The organism is Parabacteroides sp. AF27-14, from assembly GCF_003635425.1.
GTDB lineage: Bacteria > Bacteroidota > Bacteroidia > Bacteroidales > Tannerellaceae > Parabacteroides > Parabacteroides distasonis.
Genome location: NZ_QTLZ01000010.1, coordinates 22,934 through 41,123, shown reverse-complemented (window position 1 = coordinate 41,123; position 18,190 = coordinate 22,934). Strand labels below are relative to the sequence as shown.

15 protein-coding genes are annotated in these 18,190 nt (G+C 46.9%); 7 read left to right on the top strand and 8 right to left on the bottom strand.

Annotation, left to right across the window (positions count from 1 at the left end):
• The first annotated feature begins 137 nt into the window (after nucleotides 1-137).
• Entirely contained in the window at nucleotides 138-2,504 is a 2,367-nt protein-coding gene (locus tag DWY79_RS12005) for an outer membrane beta-barrel family protein (RefSeq protein WP_122369393.1), read from the top strand.
• Nucleotides 2,505-2,580: 76 nt separating this feature from the next.
• Here the strand turns inward: DWY79_RS12005 and DWY79_RS12000 are convergent, their stop codons facing one another.
• Nucleotides 2,581-3,192, bottom strand: a complete 612-nt coding sequence (locus DWY79_RS12000) for a MarC family protein (protein WP_005857556.1) — start codon at nucleotides 3,190-3,192, stop codon at nucleotides 2,581-2,583.
• Between the two features lie 167 nt (nucleotides 3,193-3,359).
• Between DWY79_RS12000 and DWY79_RS11995 the strand changes: the two genes are divergently transcribed.
• On the top strand, nucleotides 3,360-4,685 hold the full coding sequence (locus DWY79_RS11995; RefSeq protein WP_122369392.1) for a PhoH family protein: 1,326 nt from the start codon (nucleotides 3,360-3,362) through the stop codon (nucleotides 4,683-4,685).
• Between the two features lie 73 nt (nucleotides 4,686-4,758).
• On the opposite strand, the gene DWY79_RS11990 is transcribed toward DWY79_RS11995, so the two are convergent.
• Entirely contained in the window at nucleotides 4,759-5,148 is a 390-nt protein-coding gene (locus DWY79_RS11990) for a putative quinol monooxygenase (protein ID WP_005857478.1), read from the bottom strand.
• Between the two features lie 163 nt (nucleotides 5,149-5,311).
• Between DWY79_RS11990 and DWY79_RS11985 the strand changes: the two genes are divergently transcribed.
• A complete protein-coding gene (locus tag DWY79_RS11985; RefSeq protein ID WP_122369391.1) occupies nucleotides 5,312-6,316 on the top strand; it encodes a DUF4925 domain-containing protein in 1,005 nt (334 codons plus the stop codon).
• Nucleotides 6,317-6,407: 91 nt separating this feature from the next.
• Here DWY79_RS11985 and DWY79_RS11980 read toward each other — a convergent pair whose 3' ends face one another.
• From DWY79_RS11980 to DWY79_RS11965, 4 genes are read right to left on the bottom strand one after another with little or no spacing between them, the layout of a single operon-like run.
• Complete coding sequence (locus DWY79_RS11980; protein WP_022192194.1) at nucleotides 6,408-7,493, bottom strand: LptF/LptG family permease; 1,086 nt, start codon at nucleotides 7,491-7,493, stop codon at nucleotides 6,408-6,410.
• A 12-nt stretch (nucleotides 7,494-7,505) separates the two neighbouring features.
• Complete coding sequence (tgt, locus tag DWY79_RS11975) at nucleotides 7,506-8,636, bottom strand: tRNA guanosine(34) transglycosylase Tgt (RefSeq protein ID WP_122369390.1); 1,131 nt, start codon at nucleotides 8,634-8,636, stop codon at nucleotides 7,506-7,508.
• A 36-nt stretch (nucleotides 8,637-8,672) separates the two neighbouring features.
• Nucleotides 8,673-10,271, bottom strand: coding sequence for a 4Fe-4S dicluster domain-containing protein (locus DWY79_RS11970; RefSeq protein WP_122369389.1), 1,599 nt, complete (start codon nucleotides 10,269-10,271; stop codon nucleotides 8,673-8,675).
• A 6-nt stretch (nucleotides 10,272-10,277) separates the two neighbouring features.
• Nucleotides 10,278-11,210: a DUF362 domain-containing protein gene (locus tag DWY79_RS11965; RefSeq protein WP_122369388.1), complete on the bottom strand. Its 933-nt coding sequence runs from the start codon at nucleotides 11,208-11,210 to the stop codon at nucleotides 10,278-10,280.
• Nucleotides 11,211-11,447: 237 nt separating this feature from the next.
• Here DWY79_RS11965 and DWY79_RS11960 point away from each other — a divergent pair, with 237 nt between their 5' ends.
• Nucleotides 11,448-12,227, top strand: coding sequence for a hypothetical protein (locus tag DWY79_RS11960; protein ID WP_048928408.1), 780 nt, complete (start codon nucleotides 11,448-11,450; stop codon nucleotides 12,225-12,227).
• The gene (locus DWY79_RS11955; protein WP_048928409.1) at nucleotides 12,227-13,108 is read left to right on the top strand and encodes an aldose 1-epimerase family protein; all 882 of its coding nucleotides are present in this window, start codon (nucleotides 12,227-12,229) and stop codon (nucleotides 13,106-13,108) included. Before DWY79_RS11960 ends, DWY79_RS11955 begins: the two co-directional genes overlap by 1 nt.
• Before the next feature lie 69 nt (nucleotides 13,109-13,177).
• Here the strand turns inward: DWY79_RS11955 and DWY79_RS11950 are convergent, their stop codons facing one another.
• A complete protein-coding gene (locus DWY79_RS11950) occupies nucleotides 13,178-13,864 on the bottom strand; it encodes a TrkA family potassium uptake protein (protein WP_122369387.1) in 687 nt (228 codons plus the stop codon).
• Nucleotides 13,865-13,876: 12 nt separating this feature from the next.
• Nucleotides 13,877-15,697, bottom strand: a complete 1,821-nt coding sequence (locus tag DWY79_RS11945) for a TrkH family potassium uptake protein (RefSeq protein WP_122369386.1) — start codon at nucleotides 15,695-15,697, stop codon at nucleotides 13,877-13,879.
• 240 nt (nucleotides 15,698-15,937) lie between these two features.
• On the opposite strand from DWY79_RS11945, the gene DWY79_RS11940 reads away from it, so the two are divergent.
• Both DWY79_RS11940 and DWY79_RS11935 read left to right on the top strand, forming a co-directional pair.
• A complete protein-coding gene (locus DWY79_RS11940) occupies nucleotides 15,938-16,678 on the top strand; it encodes an NUDIX domain-containing protein (protein WP_008772361.1) in 741 nt (246 codons plus the stop codon).
• A gap of 12 nt (nucleotides 16,679-16,690) precedes the next feature.
• The gene (locus DWY79_RS11935; RefSeq protein WP_008779753.1) at nucleotides 16,691-18,175 is read left to right on the top strand and encodes a xylulokinase; all 1,485 of its coding nucleotides are present in this window, start codon (nucleotides 16,691-16,693) and stop codon (nucleotides 18,173-18,175) included.
• The last annotated feature ends 15 nt before the right edge of the window (nucleotides 18,176-18,190 follow it).

Here is an 18,190-nt window from a genome sequence, read left to right as displayed (position 1 = left end):
TGGGTTTGATAAATGGCGATAAGACTAAATAACATTCCTGATAAGACAAGGTAAGACTTCGTAAGTGAGTGGTAACATAGTTTCTTTTAAGAATACGTTTCTTTTGTATGAACGAAAAATGATAAAAACAAACCGATATGAAACGTACTATTTACTACATGATTTTATGCTTGCTGATGAGTCTCGGTGAGATTATGGCACAAGGTATTTCCGGGAAGGTGATGGATGGCAAGGAACAGCCGGTAGATGGAGTGGCGGTGATTTTACAGACCCTCGACTCTGTATATGTGGATGCCGTGGTTACCGATACGCTTGGGGATTTTCGATTGAATCATCCGCTAGACCAGTCGTATCGACTTATTTTCCAACACATCTTATATAATATGGTAGAGAAAGAGATAACTACCGCCAACGTAGGTACGGTGGTGCTGGAGGAGAAAGATTATCAGTTGGCCGAGATTACCGTAAAGGGAGAACGCCCGCAAGTGAAACTGGAGGGAGGCAAGCTGACGTATGATGTCCCTCAACTGATGAAGGATAAGACTGCCACGAACGCTTTTGAGATCATCAAGGACTTACCGGGGCTTATCGAGCGGAATGATAATCTGGAGCTGGTAGGGGCCAGTCGTTTGAATATAATCTTGAATGGGCAGTTGACGACAATGTCGGCAGATCAATTAATCCAGTTACTGAAAACTATGCCGGCCTCAAGGGTCGAAAAGGCTGAGGTGATGTATAACGCTCCAGCTAAATATAATGTCAAGGGGGCGTTACTCAATGTCGTATTGAGTAAGAATGAGTCCGAGACTCCTTCTTGGCAAGGTGAAACGGGTGTGGATTACACCCAATATCGCCATGCGGGGGGAGATGCGCATGTGAATTTACTTTATACGAATAAGGGCTTTAGCATAGATTTCCTGTTGAATGGTAATAAGAGACGGGATGTGATGGGGGAGGATATGTTGGCCCGCCATACATTAAATAGTGGTATGACGGAAATAAGCCAACATAATCGGGCCCTTGTCCATGTAAATAGAGGAACGGTTCGTCTGGGAATGGATTATACGTTCGCGAATGAGGATAAACTCTCTTTGGCATATTATCTGAAGGGAGATAAAGTCTTATCGGACCGTGATGCCTTTACCTCATATCTGGATCTGTCGAAGCCGGAAAATAAAAGTGAGAGTACGAGCTTGGTCCGTGATGACGGGCACTCCGCTATTCATAATATACGTTTACAATATGACGGACATGCCGGGATATCGGCAGGAGCGGATTTCACCCGTTATCATTCGCCCTCGGTACTTGATTACCAGGATACGAATACGAATGGTTCCCGGACTGATATGATAAATAATACGAGACAGGATGTATCCCGCTGGTCCGTATTCCTAAATAAGACACATAGTTTCGCTTCCGGGTGGGGATTGAATTACGGCGTGCATGGAGGTTACGCCTCGTCGAAAAACTATTCGGAGTATTTATATGAGCAAGGTGCTGGCTATGAGATGGACGAGGAAGCGTTGGAGGATAATACACAAAAGGAATACATCGCTGATATTTTCGCCGAGGTATCGAAAAGCTTCGGAGAGCGTTTCTCTGCTACGGTCGGGCTGAAAGGGGAGTATTTTAAGTCTGACTACGCCTCTAGCCGGGAAAATATGAACCTATGGAATGAGGGGGCGTTGTTTCCCACCGTATCCCTGAGCTATACGTTTTCTCCCCGACATATTTTACAATTCGATATAAGTAGCGATAAGACCTATCCCGGTTATTGGCAAGTCTCCCCGCAAGTAACGCCTCTAAACTCTTACTCGGAGGTGGCGGGAAATCCCTTGTTGAAACCTTATCGCACGTATGAGGGGCAGATAGTCTATATCTTCCGCCAAAAGTATATGCTGGTAGCGTTCTGTGAATACACGCCGGATTATTTCGCCCAACTTCCTTATCAAAGCGATACGGAACTGAAGACCGTTTTTCGTTTCGAGAATATGGATTATAGTCTGGAAGCGGGATTGGCGGTGATCATTCCTTTTAATGTGGGTCGTTTTTGGAATAGCCGCATCACACTGCGAGGTTGGAGGATGCAAGAGAAGAATGATAACTTCCACGGCATCTCATATAACCGTGAGGCTTATCTAGGATTAGCGCATATGAGTAACACATTTAACCTATGTGATAAACCGAATTTAAAAATGACGATAGACGGCCAATACGTGACTCCCGGTGCCATCCAAGGTATATACGACTTGGGTTCCATGTATGAGATATCCGCTGGATTAAAATGGACTTTCTTGAATGACCGTGCCAGCTTGACACTTAAAGGAGACGATATTTTCGCCAGCAGCATTCCACGTACCATCAAGATAAACCAAGGCAATCAATGGAGCCGGATGAGGAAATTGAATGATGAGAGATGTCTGAAATTATCTTTTGTCTGGAAGTTTGGTGGTTACAAGGAGAGGGAACATGATTCGATAGACACATCCCGTTTCGGAAAATAATAGATGCCTTGTAGTTTCATCCTAATGAACTCTTTGTTTCAATAGGATGAAACTGGATACTCTTCTAAAGGAAATCCTATATTGCTTTCGTACTCGCTTCTATCTGTTCCATTAGCAGGGTGATATTGCTCATGAATAATTTTACGGATATCGCCAATAAAATGATACCGAAGAATTTACGGATCAAGTAAATACCGCCTTTTCCTAAAACCCTTTCCACCTTCCGTGTCATACGAACCACGAAATATACCCATAGCATATTCAGTATTAACGCCACGATAATATTCACGCTGGCATATTCCGCACGGAGCGATAATAAAGTGGTGAACGATCCCGCTCCGGCTAGCAACGGGAATACCAGCGGCACCAACGTAGCCTCCTTGATTGGCCCTTGATTCTTGAAAATCTCTATGTCGAGAATCATCTCTAAAGATAGGAGGAAGATCACAAAAGCGCCGGCCACGGCAAACGACTCGATGTCCACATGGAAAAGCCTGAGCAATATATCCCCGGCGTAGAAGAACCCTAATAACAATAGAAAAGAGATTAGGGTTGCCTTCAACGCATTGACATCCTTGCCTTTATCCTTTAGGTCTATGATGATGGGAATAGCTCCGATTATATCGATAACAGCGAATAATACGATAAAGGCGCTAAGTATTTGCTGGAAATTGAAATTTGTGAACATGATGTTATCCTCCTGTGTTTTTTAATCCTCGTAAAGATACATATTTTCTTTGAATTGGTCAATATGACGAAATTATTGGTGTGTGTAACTAATTTTAGCAGGCCTGAACTATCAACGTGTCAGAATTGTTCTTATATTAGAAGCAATAATCATTAAATCGAAAGGCCATGGGAGCAAAGAAGAATTTTGTGTTGGACACGAATGTCATATTACATGACTATAAGTGCATCGAGAACTTTCAGGAAAATGATATCTATCTACCCATCGTGGTATTAGAAGAGTTGGACAAGTTCAAGAAGGGGAGTGAGCAGATCAATTATAATGCCCGTGAGTTTGTTCGGGAGCTAGACTTATTGACCAGTAATGACCTGTTCTTGAAAGGCGCCTCACTAGGACCGGGAAAAGGTACACTCTATATCGTGACCGGTGATAAGTACAAGGAGAAAATAGCGCATTCTTTTCCGGATAAAACGCCAGATCACCGTATTTTGTCTTGTGCGTTGACGATCGCCGAGAAGAATCCGAAGATCAAGACAACCTTGGTCAGCAAGGATGTGAACCTTCGTATGAAGGCTCGTTCTTTGGGTATTCCCGTTGAGGATTATATCACGGATAAGGTCGTGAATGTAGATATTTTCGAGCGTGCGCAAGAGACCTATGAGAATATAGACCCCGATTTGATCGACAAGATCTACAGCTCTCCGGAAGGCGTGGACGCAGATTCGTTGGATATCAAGTCTAAGCTCGACCCGAACGAATGCTTTATCTTGAAAAGCGTACGTAATAGTGTATTGGCTCGCTACAATCCGTTTACGGATAAGATCAAGAAGGTGGATAAAGGCACGAACTTTGGTATCCAGCCCCGTAATGCCGAGCAGAGTTTCGCTTTCGAGGTGTTGAACGATCCGAATATCAAGCTGGTGGGGCTGACCGGAAAGGCCGGTACCGGAAAGACGTTGTTGGCGTTGGCCTCTGCCTTGAAACAAGCCGGCACGTATAAACAGATACTTTTGGCCCGTCCGATCGTCGCTTTGGCGAATAAGGATCTCGGTTTCCTTCCGGGTGACGAGAAGCAAAAGGTCGCTCCTTATATGCAACCTCTATTCGATAACCTGAACGTGATCAAGACTCAGTTTGCCCCGGGTAATCCCGATGTCCGTAAGATCGACGATATGCAGAAGAACAATCAGTTGGTGATCGAGGCGTTGGCCTTTATCCGGGGTCGTAGCTTGTCCGAGACTTATTGTATCATCGATGAGGCCCAGAACCTCACGCCGCATGAGATCAAGACGATTATCACCCGTGCGGGAGAGGGAACGAAGATGGTCTTCACGGGAGATATCCAACAGATTGACTCCCCGTATCTAGACGCCCAAAGTAATGGCTTGGTCTATATGATCGACAAGATGAAAGGACAGGACTTGTTCGCCCATATCAACTTGATAAAAGGCGAGCGAAGCGAGTTATCTGAGTTAGCGTCAGATCTTTTGTAATTAATATAGGGAATTGAAGATTGAAAATAAACGCTTATGTGAAGCTTGATTTTTAATCTTCAATTCTTAATGATTAGTCATTTACACTCGGGCAGACATAAATTTTCCGGAAACTACCTTTATAGGAAGGGTCTCCCATATCTTTGATCTCATTCAGATGTTGTTTAAGATGGGCGGTTTCGCCGTGCTTTTGTAATTCCCCGTCGTTTTTCCAAGTCTCGGCGATAAAGAATTCGGTGCTATCGGTGAGGGACTGGTACATGCCGTAGTCGATACATCCCGGTTCTAGCAACGTGCTTTCCTTGCATTTCAAGAATGATTCCTTTAAGGCGGAGACACATTCGGGTTTTACTTTCCGTTTGATATTCAGTACGACTTCCATGGATTCTTTATTGCTTCCTCCATTCGTGCAACCGGATAGAGCGATTAATACGCAGGCCATTGAGATAAACACTTTCTTCATGATAGATTGTTTTTAAGTATTTGATACGACAAAAGTAGTGAATTTTTGATCTAAACACAGGAATCGAACATCTGATATTAAATTATTGTTGTTAGTGGAAGTTGGAATGGATATATTTGTGATAATATTAATAGCTATTTATGTTAAATTTAAAACAAGAGTCATGAGAAAGAGTTTGTTGTATGTATTTGCCGTGATTTGCACGATGGGTTTTTTTACGGCATGTGGTGATGATGACGATTCAAGTTCTTCCGGTAACTGGCAAGATCTGTCGAAAACGTACGAGGGTAAGAGCGTTAATCTGGTAATGGGTGAAGTGACAATCCTTGTTGACGGTAAATCGGTCGTGATTGCCGCTTCTTCTGCGGAGAAGGCATCAGTAACCTTGAACAATATCATCCCCGAAAATAAGTCGGTCGCTATTGATGCCGCATTGAAGGAAGCGGACGGCACTTATACGTTTACCGGCGAGAGTACGGTTGGCGATTGCGTGGTATCGGTAAATGGTACGGTGAAAGGGGGCGTAGCTTCTGTTGTTTATACTCGTAAATTAACTTCTTCTATCGTAGGTAATTGGAGCTTGAAAGCGGGCGTGGAAGCTATCTATGCGAATATCGTTACCGGAAATTCTACGATCGATGATCTCGTGCGTATGATAAAGCCAGTTATCAGTAACTTGATTTGGGGCAAAGTAAGCGTTGTAAATGTTAACTTACCGGAAGATGGAATCTTCGATGTTTCTTGGAGACCTATAGGGGCTTCTGAGGATAAAGGAATCGGTGAGATCACGAAAATGGCAAGTATCCAATATTGTGTGGTAGACGGGAAATTTATGGTGGCTGTGGATAAAAATTATGTGACAGTCTTGACTACTTTATTACAACAGGCTGCTGGTGACAAATTGGAGGCCGCTGGTATCTCTATTGACGAGATCATGAAGCTTTTGGTTGATTTAGGAGGTTATTATGGTCTACCTCTTAACATGAAGGTGGATGGAAGTAAGGCTACTTTTTATGCGGATAAGGATTTAATCGTACCGGTTTTGACCATGATAGCTCCTATCTTGAAACCGATGGTTCCGGAGAATTATCAGCAAATGGTAGATATGGTATTGCAACTACTTCCGAACGCAAAAACGTTAGAGTTTGGACTTAATTTCACGAAATAATTGAAAATCCTAGGTTGTAGAGACGGGGCACACCCCGTCTCTACAACTGGATGAAATTTGGCAGAGTTATACCAATATAGGAGTTAATCAATTACCTTGGTGCTTTCTGATATAAGAATATCGCTATAAATGTATAAACTATATTCGGTATCCAGGCCGCTACGGCAGGACTCACATAACCATTAATAGCGAAGGTGGAAGTAACCGTCATAAACAGGATGTAAGAAAAACTCAACGCCAATCCGATACCAATATTCATACCCATACCTCCCTTTATTTTCCGGGAAGACAACGACGCTCCGATAGAAGTCAAGATAAACGCCGCCATGATCGTGGCGAAGCGCTTATGATACTCGATCTGGAAGGTCTGTATATTCCCGATACCTCTTTTTTTCTGTCGGTTGATATACGTATTTAGCTCGGGCGTTGTCATCGTCTCGCAATCATTCACGGAAATCAGGAAGTCCGAGGGCACGATGGTCAAGGTCGTATCCTTACGGGAGCCTTGGGAAATATGTTCCCGCATGCCATCGAAATCACGGATCATATAATCGATAACGGTCCATTGATAAAGCGAGTCGTATTTGATTGACTTGGCGGTCAGACGGGAGATCAATTTCTTATCCTCGAAATGCTCCAGAGAGAAACGGTATCCCATGTTCGAGCGAGCGTCATAGCTATCGAAATAAGCGATAATACCCGGCTCGATCTCCAATTGGGCGTTCTTTACGTAGTCCACCTTCTTGTTGCGGATATACTTGTTCTGGAAATCGATACGAGTCTCATTCGCCGGGGGAATGATGTAAGCGTTCAGGATAAACGTCACGATAGCGATAATCGTAGCCGAGACCGCGTAAGGAAGCATTAACCTACGGAAACTCATACCGCTGGCAAGCATCGCTATGATCTCCGAACGATCCGCTAGCTTCGACGTGAAGAAGATCACGGCGATAAATGTGAATAACGGACTGAACAAATTGGCGAAGTAGGGGATAAAGTTCAAGTAATAATCCACGATGATCGCCTTCAAGGGGACATCCGGATTCAAGAACTTATCGATCTTCTCGTTTATATCGAAAACGACGGAGATAGAGATAATCAAGGCGATAGCGAACACGTACGTGCCCAGAAACTGCTTGATGATATACCAATCGATCCGTTTTAGTTTAAATTTCATCTGTCTCGTTTTTTATAACCGGTTCGCTAATTGACGGACCATACCACTTTTCCATGTAGTAAAATCGCCAGCGATGATATGTGCCCTCGCTTCTTTCACCAACCATAGGTAGAAAGCGAGGTTATGGATAGAAGCGATCTGTAAGCCAAGCATTTCTTTCGCCTTGATCAAGTGGTGCAGATAAGCCTTGCTATATAAGGTATCCACGTAGGAATGTCCGTCCGGATCGACTGGCGAGAAATCGTTCTCCCATTTCTTGTTACGCATATTGATAGTACCGAAGCGGGTGAACAGTTGGCCGTTGCGTCCGTTACGGGTCGGCATGATACAGTCGAACATATCGATGCCTCGTTCGATCCCTTCCAGCAGATTGATCGGGGTACCTACGCCCATCAAGTAACGAGGCTTATCTTTCGGCAAGATCTCGTTCACGACCTCGATCATCTCGTACATCTTATCGGTAGGCTCGCCAACGGCCAATCCCCCGATAGCGTTTCCGTCGGCGTCTTTTCGGGCCACGTTCTCCGCCGCCCTCTGCCGCAAGTCCGTATAGACGCATCCCTGTACGATCGGGAAGAGACTTTGCCCGTAGCCGTATTTCGGCTCCGTGCTGTTGAAGCGGGCGAAACAACGATCCAGCCAACGCTCGGTTAGGCCCAGTGATTGCTTGGCGTAATTGTAGTCGGCATCTCCCGGGCAACACTCATCGAAGGCCATGATGATATCCGCGCCGATAGAGCGTTCGATATCCATCACCTTCTCCGGCGTGAACATATGCTTGGAGCCGTCGAGATGCGAGCGGAACTCGGCTCCCTCTTCATGCAGCTTACGATTGTCGGAAAGGGAGAATACCTGAAACCCCCCGCTATCGGTCAATATCGGGCGATCCCATGTATTAAACTTATGCAAGCCTCCGGCCTGCTCCAAGATCTGGATACCGGGACGAAGATACAGATGGTACGTATTCCCCAAGATGATTTGTGCTTTGGTATCTTCCTTTAGCTCGGTCATATGTACACCCTTTACCGTACCTTGCGTACCCACGGGCATAAAAATAGGCGTCTCGATTACCCCGTGATCGGTGGTAATCAAGCCCGCCCTAGCGTTCGATTTCGTATCGTTATACTGTAATTCAAATGTCATGTATCAAAAATTTGTGACAAAGGTAGCATTTTTCTCTTAGAATCCGAAGTCATCTATTTCTACCTTTTTCACCTCTTCCTCTTTGGGCTTCTCCACGAACTTGTGTACCTCGTTTGCCTTGATGATGATCGCTCTCATCGGGCGTACGGGACAGATCGATTCGCAGCCGCCACAACCGATGCAAAGATCGGGGTTTACTTGCGGGATGGTAAGCGTGCCCTCGTAAGGAACCATATGCACGGCTTGGGTAGGGCAGTGCTCCGAGCAGGCCCCGCAGTCCGTCCCCTCCGTCTTTACGATACAGCGGTTGATGAAGAAGGTGGCGATGCCCACTTGCGTAGTAGCTTTCTCCTCCTTGGTAAGCGGTTTTATAGCGTGCGTGGGGCAAACCTCCGAGCAGACCGTGCATTCGTAATTGCAATAACTGTCGATGTAAGCGACACGGGGTTTCAGCATATAATCAAAGCCGTACTCCAGTCCCGTGGGACGTAGTACATGACTCGGGCATTGGGTCACGCAAATCTGGCATCCGGTACATACATCCTTGAAACGTTCTAAGCTGATCGCTCCCGGCGGTACGATAGGGGGCCATTTCTTGCCGTGCTTACCTTGCCCGTGCTGCCCTTTGCCATGCCCTTTTTCCATTCCTTGGGCAATGGTGGATACGATCGGGAGGGAGACCGCAATGGTAGCCCCTGCCGAGAGAAATGTACGGCGGCTGTTCGGAGCGGTAGCCTGTTGGATCACGTCCGTTTGTACGCGAGCTGTTTCGGCTTCTTTCTTGAAGGAAGGCTTGAAACGATATTGCAATCCTCCTTTAGCGCACGAGGACACGCAGTTGAAGCAATCTACGCAACGGGAGGTATCTACGGTGAGGTTCTTGCTGTCGATCGCCTCCGCCTTACAAGTATGCTCGCAATTACCACAATGCGTACAGGCTTCTTTGTCAAAGGAGATCCGGAAAAACGAATACCGGGAGATCAGGCTCAACAGCGTTCCTACCGGGCAAAGCGTATTGCAGAACAACCTTCCCCGGAATACGACCATGATGATGAATACGAGCAACGCGACCAAAGCGGATACCACGCCGAATACCGTCACGTTGCTGATCGTGACGTGATAAAGCGTATAGTTATCCATCCGTGTCAATCCGTCGGCCAGCAGGTTATTGACCCACATGACGACCGGACGGAACAGGTTGCTCGCTATACGGCCGAAGTTACTGTACGGATCTAGCAACGTACATAATTCGATCATCCCGAAAACAGCCAGTACGAATGTAAGCCCGAGAATAGAGTACCGTAAGATATTCATTGGCTTATGATAGCTGAACCTGCGTACTCCTTTCTTTTTCTTCTTTCCGATACAGAAAACTCGGTTGATAATATCTTGCAATACGCCCGCCGGGCAAATAACCGAGCAATAGATCCGGCCGAGCAATAAAGCCAATACGAATTGGAAGACTACCAACCCCGCCATTCCCCCTAAAATAGCGGGCATGATCTGGAGATGCAACAACGTGTGCAGGTTGTCCGGCAATACATCGGCGAAATCAACGAAGAATAAAAGTATGGGTACGAAAATGAGGATCGCGAGTACGACCCGCAATCCTTTTAAGTAATTAGGCTTCTTCATCCTCGATTATATCTTAATACGTTTGATCGTGACATTATCCAGATTCGTCGTACCCAGCTTTAAAGCCTCGCCTTTACCGATATGACCTACGGCGGCCATATCCAGCTTCTTCACTTGGTTGAACAGGCGAAGGGCGGCGGTGTCTATAGCGACGATATTGGTGGAGGCGATCAAGGATTTCAAGGTAGCCACATCGGCCGCGCTCTTTCCTTGCGGGCCGTTTTGGTGCATGATACGATAAGCGTCCACGATGTTCAATACCGGATTCTTTTGCCAAGTGCAAATATCGGCGATGCATTGTTGCAAATCATTTTGATGGAAGAAACGGCGATCCCATACGATTCCCATATAGTTCTTCATGGCGCAAGTCATCTTCGCCCCACCATGGTTCTTCAATACGGGGACGTTGATCCATGCGTCCGCCTCGATCAGGGCCTCATGGATCTTGGCGCTTTTCAGGTTCACGCCACCCGGGATGGATACTTCCTTGAAATATTTCTCATCGTTGGCAGGCATGATGATACCTCCGGCCTCTTTTACGGCCTCTGCGATCCCGCTCGTCTCATAGCATTTCTGCCAGTTATCGCAGGTGTGGTCGAATACGGTCACTTTAGAGGCGCCGGCCTCCAAGCATTTCTTGACCAAGGCTTTCACTAATTTGGGGTTCGTATTACCGGCCAATTCAGGAGAGCGGTCCCAACCGATATTCGGCTTGATCACGATCTTTTGTCCTTTTTTTACGAAGTTTCCGATACCGCCAAGGGCTTCCAAGGCTTTATCTAGCATCACCTCCGGCTCTCCACCCATAACGGCTACCATATCGGGAGCCTTCTCTACGGCTACGGTGTTCGTGGAAAGGGCCGCTTGCAGACCTTCAAAATTTAAGGATAGAGCCGCGCTAGCGATGACACTGGTCTTTAAAAAATCACGACGTTTCATAATTGTATACTATATTGGTTTATACTTGATTTACGGTACGGTCTTTTTTTACTCGCTTGTTATTCCGAACAAAGATAATGATTATTTTGATATGCGAGTCAACTCCTTTTACAAAGTAGAACTGCTTTTTACTGCAACCCGGGTTGCAGTGATCTTGCGTAATAAGATAAATTCTTGTCGGAAGGCATATCGGTTCTGATAATATTTTTCTACCTTGCGGGGCAAAAAACAGATTGTATGGTTTTATATTGTAGAGTATCATTGAACGCTTTTGTCGAAAGCTTTCGGACTACCTCGGGGCCTGATTCCTTTTTCACGCTTCCGGCGAAGGGGTTGATGCATATCGTGCCGCAAGAGGAGATCGAGTATGGGCTTTCCTTGCTTAGGGAGTCTATCGGCTTGTATGAGGAACGCAAAGGGATACCTGTGGAAAAGAGCAAGAAGGCGATGCCCTTTTTCAGACAGGACAGCCGGATGCTGGTGGGGCCGGAGATAGGCATGTACGTGATCCCTTTGTATGAGAAACCCGGTGAGCCGGCCCGCTCTGCCGAGCCTTCTCTGGTCCTTGAGCTGGACTATCAGTCGTTGGGCGAGCTTTGCCTGTTCGAGAATTATTCCCTGTTGTCCTGCAAGTATGAGAAGGAGCCTATCTTGAACCATTTTACGGCACAATTGGAAAAGGAATACGATACCTTCTTTTTTGATGAGGAGCACACGGGCTTTACGCCTGATTCCCGCTTTTTCTCGATGCTGTGTAACGCCTGTCTGGAGGTGAAGCAGCCTTCCTCGGTGGGGGATAAGGAATGGCGGTTGGCCTCGCTGCAAGCTACGGACGAGGTGCTCTATCGTTATGAGCATGGAAACTTGATCCCATACGTTCCGGTATCGATGCCGGTAGACTGCCTGAAACGGGTTTATCTGGAAGATTTCCGGCGGCAGCCCTTATTATTCGGGACTTTGAACGGTTTCTTGAAAAGCAAGGGACTTCCCGCCGAACAATTACTAAACTTATCATAATGAAGACAGTATCAAATCAAGAACTAACGATCCGTGTCTCCGAACATGGAGCGGAGTTGAGTAGTATCGTGGCGAACGCTACGGGAAAGGAGTATCTCTGGCAAGCGGACCCCGCTTTCTGGAAACGTCATTCCCCGGTATTGTTCCCGATCGTCGGGAGCGTATGGAAGGCCGAGTATCGGAACGAGGGAACCGTGTATCCGCTGTCGCAGCACGGCTTTGCACGGGATATGGATTTTACGTTGATCGATGAGGCGGAGAACGAGTTGCGTTTCGCGCTGGAAAGTACCCCGGACACGCTGAGAGCCTATCCGTTCCCTTTCCTTCTGGAGATCGGGTATCGTTTGGAGGGCAATAAGGTGGAGGTGCTTTGGCGTGTGAAGAATACGGGAGATAAGACGATGCATTTCCAGATCGGCGCTCATCCGGCTTTCCTGTACCCGAATTATGAGGTGGATCAACCGGATCGGGGGTATTTCGCTTTCGATGTGAAAAAAGAGCTCGTATACCGTGCGCTGGTGGAGAAAGGGTGCGTAGGGGACGTGGTTCGTCCGGTACCTTTGGATGCGGACGGGTTGCTGCCGTTGAATATCCATACGTTCGATATCGATACGTTTATCTTGGAGGACAGCCAGATTAAGCGGGTGGACTTATTGGATGTGGAGAAACATCCGTACCTTTCGCTAACCTTTACGGCTCCGGTGGTAGGCTTATGGTCTCCGCCTACGAGAAACGCTCCGTTTGTCTGTATCGAACCTTGGTATGGGCGTTGCGACCGGGTGGATTATACGGGTGAGTATAAAGACCGGGATTGGGTATGGCATTTGGAACCGGGAGAGGTCTTCGATGCCTCCTATACGATAGAGATAGCGGGGGCTTGATCGCTTCGTTGATATTTGCCGTAGGCAGACGACGCTGATTATATCGTGATCGTCTGCCTATGTTTTGTTTTAGATGTTGGCTATTTTATTCAATAGCTCCATCTTTCCGAATAAGATCAGCAGATCATCCGTCTCGATCATCAATTCCTCGGTGATACGGCTGATAACCTTGTATTCTGTCTGTGTGAGCCCGATCAGGTTCTTTTTCTCGTAAGGACGTTCGATCGCTACCAGATGGATGCCGAAATTCTCCTCGAAATCGATGTTCTTGATGGTTTGCCCGACAAGAGTGGCCGGTGTCTTGATCTTATAGAGATGTTCCGTGTCGGTTACTTTATACCAATGCCGGAACAGGCCGCCTAAAGAGGCTTGGGAGGTGTACATCGTAGAGAAATCCTTTTCCGGGGTAATAATCTCGCTTACCCCGATCGCACGGATCACCGTCTCATGGATCGAGGAGATCGCCCGCACGATCAGTTTGCCCGCATCCAGACTTTTCAATAAAGCGACGGTCTGAACGGAAGTCCCGAAATCCTTACCGAATGTTACGATAATGGCATCCATCTCACTCAATGGCAGGGTGCTCAATGCCTCTTTGTCCGTAGAGTCCAAGGCGACCGCCCCCGCTATGTCGTTCTTCAGCATATCGACACGATGCAGATCCATGTCTACGCCGATCACCTCATTGCCGACACGTGTCAAGTCTTTCGCTATCGCACGTCCTAAATTCCCTAATCCGATTACTAAATATTTCATGCTATCTTATTTTTACATTAATATATTTTCTTGTGGATATGTGTAGTTCTTTTTCGTGTATTCCTTGCAGAAACTTACGAGGAAGGCCAATACCCCGATACGTCCGACCAGCATCGTGCTGATAATGATGATTTTCCCGATAGGGGTGAGGTGAGGGGTATAATCGATGCTCAAGCCTACGGTACTCAAGGCGGAAACAACCTCGAACAATAGGGAGAACAGCGGCGCCCCTTTTTCCGTATAGGATAATACCCACGTAGCGATCGCCACCCACATGAAGTACATCATGATGATAGCGAATGCCCGGCGGATGGCGAATGGGGCGATCTCCCGTTTTCTCACTTCCACTTTATCTTTCTCACGTGCGGCGTTCAAGGTCGTAACCAGAGCTACGAAAACGGTGGTCACTTTCAATCCGCCGCCGGTGGACATAGGGGCGGCTCCGATTACCATAAGGATCAACGTCAGCATTAAGGTCGGAGGGGCCAATGTAGCCATATCCGCTACGTTGAATCCTGCCGTTCTAGGCGTGACGGCGCCTAAGAACGCATTTGCCAGTTTCCCCCGCAGGGGAAGGTCGCCCAAGGTATTGTCATACTCGAAAAAGAGGTAGAAAGCCGTTCCGGTAATTAACAGGATCAAGGTAGATATAACAACAATGTACGTATGTACATTAATAATACGGGGCGTATGGATATAATGCTTTTGCTTACCGATCAATATCTTGATACCATTCATCAGCAAGTGATGCAAGAGTTTCAGGTAATTGAAGACGATCGGGAAGCCCAAGCCTCCGAATATAATCAGCATGGCTATCCAGAAATGGAGGTTGTACTTATCCGCCACTAACGGATCGTACATATTGCCGCTCAAGGTAGAGATCCCTGCGTTACAAAAAGCGGACACGGCATGAAACATTGCGTAGAATAATTCCTGCTGCGTACCTCCCGGCAGGCTTCCCCGTACGTCCATATAAATAAAATAGGCGCCGATCCCCTCGATAAACAAGGTCACGAAAAGAATGTTTAAGATGACCCGGAACAACCCTCCCGTCCGATCCTCGTTCAGCATATCTTTCAGCATCATCTTGCTCGTAAAAGAGGATTTCCCCATAAAGGAGAGGGCGAAGAAAGAGGTAAATGTCATGACCCCGATACCGCCGATCTGTATCAAAATCAGGATGATAATATGTCCGATATGCGTGAAACTGGTGGCTACGTCGACGGTGGTTAGTCCGGTTACGCATACCGAGGTCGTGGAGATAAACAAAGCGTCGATAAACGGAATCCGGTGCGTAGTGGCGTTCGGCAACGATAGCAACCCGGCCCCGACCAATATCACGAACACGAAACTGAGCAAGAAAAGCAACGAGGGCTTGATCCGTGTCTGCATCAGCGTGAACGTCTGCCGGGATAAGTGAATCGTGCTAAGCAGCAATAATAAGACATATACGAAGAGAGGTTTCGTAAGGAAAGACAAATAAGGCAAAGAGTGCGCTATGGCATCCTTGAAAAATATCTTGCTGGATAATACGGCGAATAAAAGGAAATAGATGCTGATATCGAGATACAACATTTTCTCCTGTATGATTTCTTGGAACCTCACCACGTACCGGAGTGTTATGCCCGTGAAAAAAGCTAGCAGGATGAATGGGCGGGAGCGCTCTAAGATATGGACGGAATCGGGAGTCTGTACAAAGCCGAATTGGTAGATCAATACGAAGAAAGAGGCTAAGGAGGCGAGTAGGATAATCGCTTCCGCTATCCCGTTCAATAATCCCTTCATTTTACCCCAATAAATCAGCCAAGAGAAGTATATGTTTTTTAGATTCATGTCCGATGTTTTATAAATATAACAAATGTAGGAAATAAAAGTTAGAGGTACGTGAAAGCGCCTTCATTATTTGTTCTCATACTAATTGTTTTACTTACATTATGTGTTGTATAGCATATTGTATGATGTACAATACTGAAATATCAGAAAAATAATCAATTAGGAGGTGCAAAAAAGACCTTTTGTAATTGCTTTGTTTAGAAAAATACTTATATTTGCGCAAATCTAATTACTGATATCATGGATACACAAAACGAGAATAGAGAGATGCTGTCCCCTTATGTTTCCGTAGACTGTGTTCTTCTCGGCATCAATGATGACAAGCTCACCGTGCTGTTGGCGGAGCGAAAAAGTGAGGAAGGCGAGTTGATCGGCTATAAATTACCCGGCAGCCTGATCTATGAGAACGAGGATTTAGATGACGCCGCCTATCGGATACTGAATGATTCGACCGGCTTGAAGCGTGTCCAATTGAAACAATTCCGTTGTTTCGGTTCCCCCGCCCGTACCTCGAACCGGTTGGACGTGATGTGGCTGGAGGCGACTTCCAAGGTGAAGATCGGACGGTTGATCACGGTCGCTTATCTCGCCTTGTGCAAGAATAGCAGGAAGACGTGTCCGGCCGATAAATCCGACTCGATCCGTTGGTGCCCTATCGACGATCTTCCTCGCTTGCCATTCGATCATAAAGAGATTATCGAGGCTGCCATACAGGAGATCCGTAATTGGGTAGAGAAGGAGCCCGCCATCATTTTCGACTATATGCCGATGAAGTTCACGGCGTTCCAGCTTAGGCGCACGTACGAGGTGATCTATAACCGTGAGATGGACGTGCGCAATTTTCATAAGAAGATGAATTCCTTGGATTACGTGGTGCCCACGGACGATATGCAAGATGGGGTCGCCCATCGTGCCGCCCGGTATTATCGGTTTGATAAGGTGAAATATAATCAACAACGTTCGAAGTTTAATAAGATATAAAACCATACGATTATGTGTCTGTTAGGATGTGACATTGGAAGTTCTTCCATCAAGGTCTCTATCGTCGATGAGGAGACCGGGTTAACAATAGGTGCGGATTTTTATCCCAAAGAAGAGGCCCCGATCAAGGCGTTGCGCCCGGGGTGGGCGGAGCAAAATCCGGAGGATTGGTGGTCGTACGTGAAGATCGCTATGAAAGGTGCCATGAGCAAGGCGAAGGTGAAAGGCGAGGATATCAAGGCGATCGGTATCTCGTACCAGATGCATGGCTTGGTGGTGGTGGACAAGAAGATGGAGGTGCTTCGTCCATCTATTATCTGGTGCGATAGCCGTGCCGTTCCTTATGGCGAGCGTGCGTTTAAGAATATAGGCGAGAAGCGATGCCTTTCCCACCTATTGAACTCGCCGGGTAATTTTACCGCTTCCAAGCTGGCTTGGATCAAGGAGTACGAGCCGGATATTTACGACCGCATTCATAAGATTATGTTGCCGGGAGATTTCATCGCTATGCGCCTGACGGGGGATATCGTGACTACGGTTTCCGGTTTGTCGGAGGGGATTTTCTGGGACTTCAAGAATAATGCCTTATCGGAGGATTTGATGAATTATTATGGATTCAGTAAGGATCTGATCGCCGATATCCGTCCGACGTTCGGTTTGCAGGGCGAGGTTACCGCCTCGGTCGCGGCCGAGTTGGGACTGAAGAAAGGTACGCCGGTTACCTATCGTGCGGGTGATCAGCCGAATAACGCTTTATCATTGAATGTATTGAATCCGGGCGAGATAGCGGCTACCGGCGGGACTTCCGGAGTGGTGTATGGCGTGAACGGCAAGGTGAATTACGATACGCTTTCCCGTGTGAATACGTTCGCCCACGTGAACCATACGACGGAGCAGACCCGCTTGGGTGTCTTGTTGTGCATCAACGGGGTCGGTATCCTTAATTCTTGGATCAAACGGAATATAGCGCCGGAAGGTATCAACTATAATGAGTTGAATGATTTGGCGGCTACGGTTCCCATCGGCTGCGATGGCCTTTCGATCTTGCCGTTCGGAAACGGGGCGGAGCGTATGTTGCAGAATAAGCAGATCGATTGCTCGGTGCATGGATTGAACTTCAACATACATACCAAGGCCCATATGGCTAGGGCGGCGCAAGAAGGTATCGTGTTCGCCTTTAAATACGGTATGGATATCATGAATGAGATGGGGATCGATATTCAGGTAATCCGTGCGGGGAACGCGAACTTGTTCTTAAGCCCGATCTTCCGGGATGCCTTGGCGGGCGTGACGGGTACGGTGATCGAATTGTATGATACGAATGGCGCGGTAGGCGCGGCCAAGGGTGCCGGTATTGGCGCCGGTATCTACAAGAACGCGGAAGAAGCGTTCGCTTCCTTGAAGAAGATCAACGTGATCGAGCCGGACGGTTTCAAGGCGAATGCTTATTGCGGGGCGTTCGAGATTTGGAAGGAACGATTGGAACAATCTATTTAACGGCTGAATTATTTA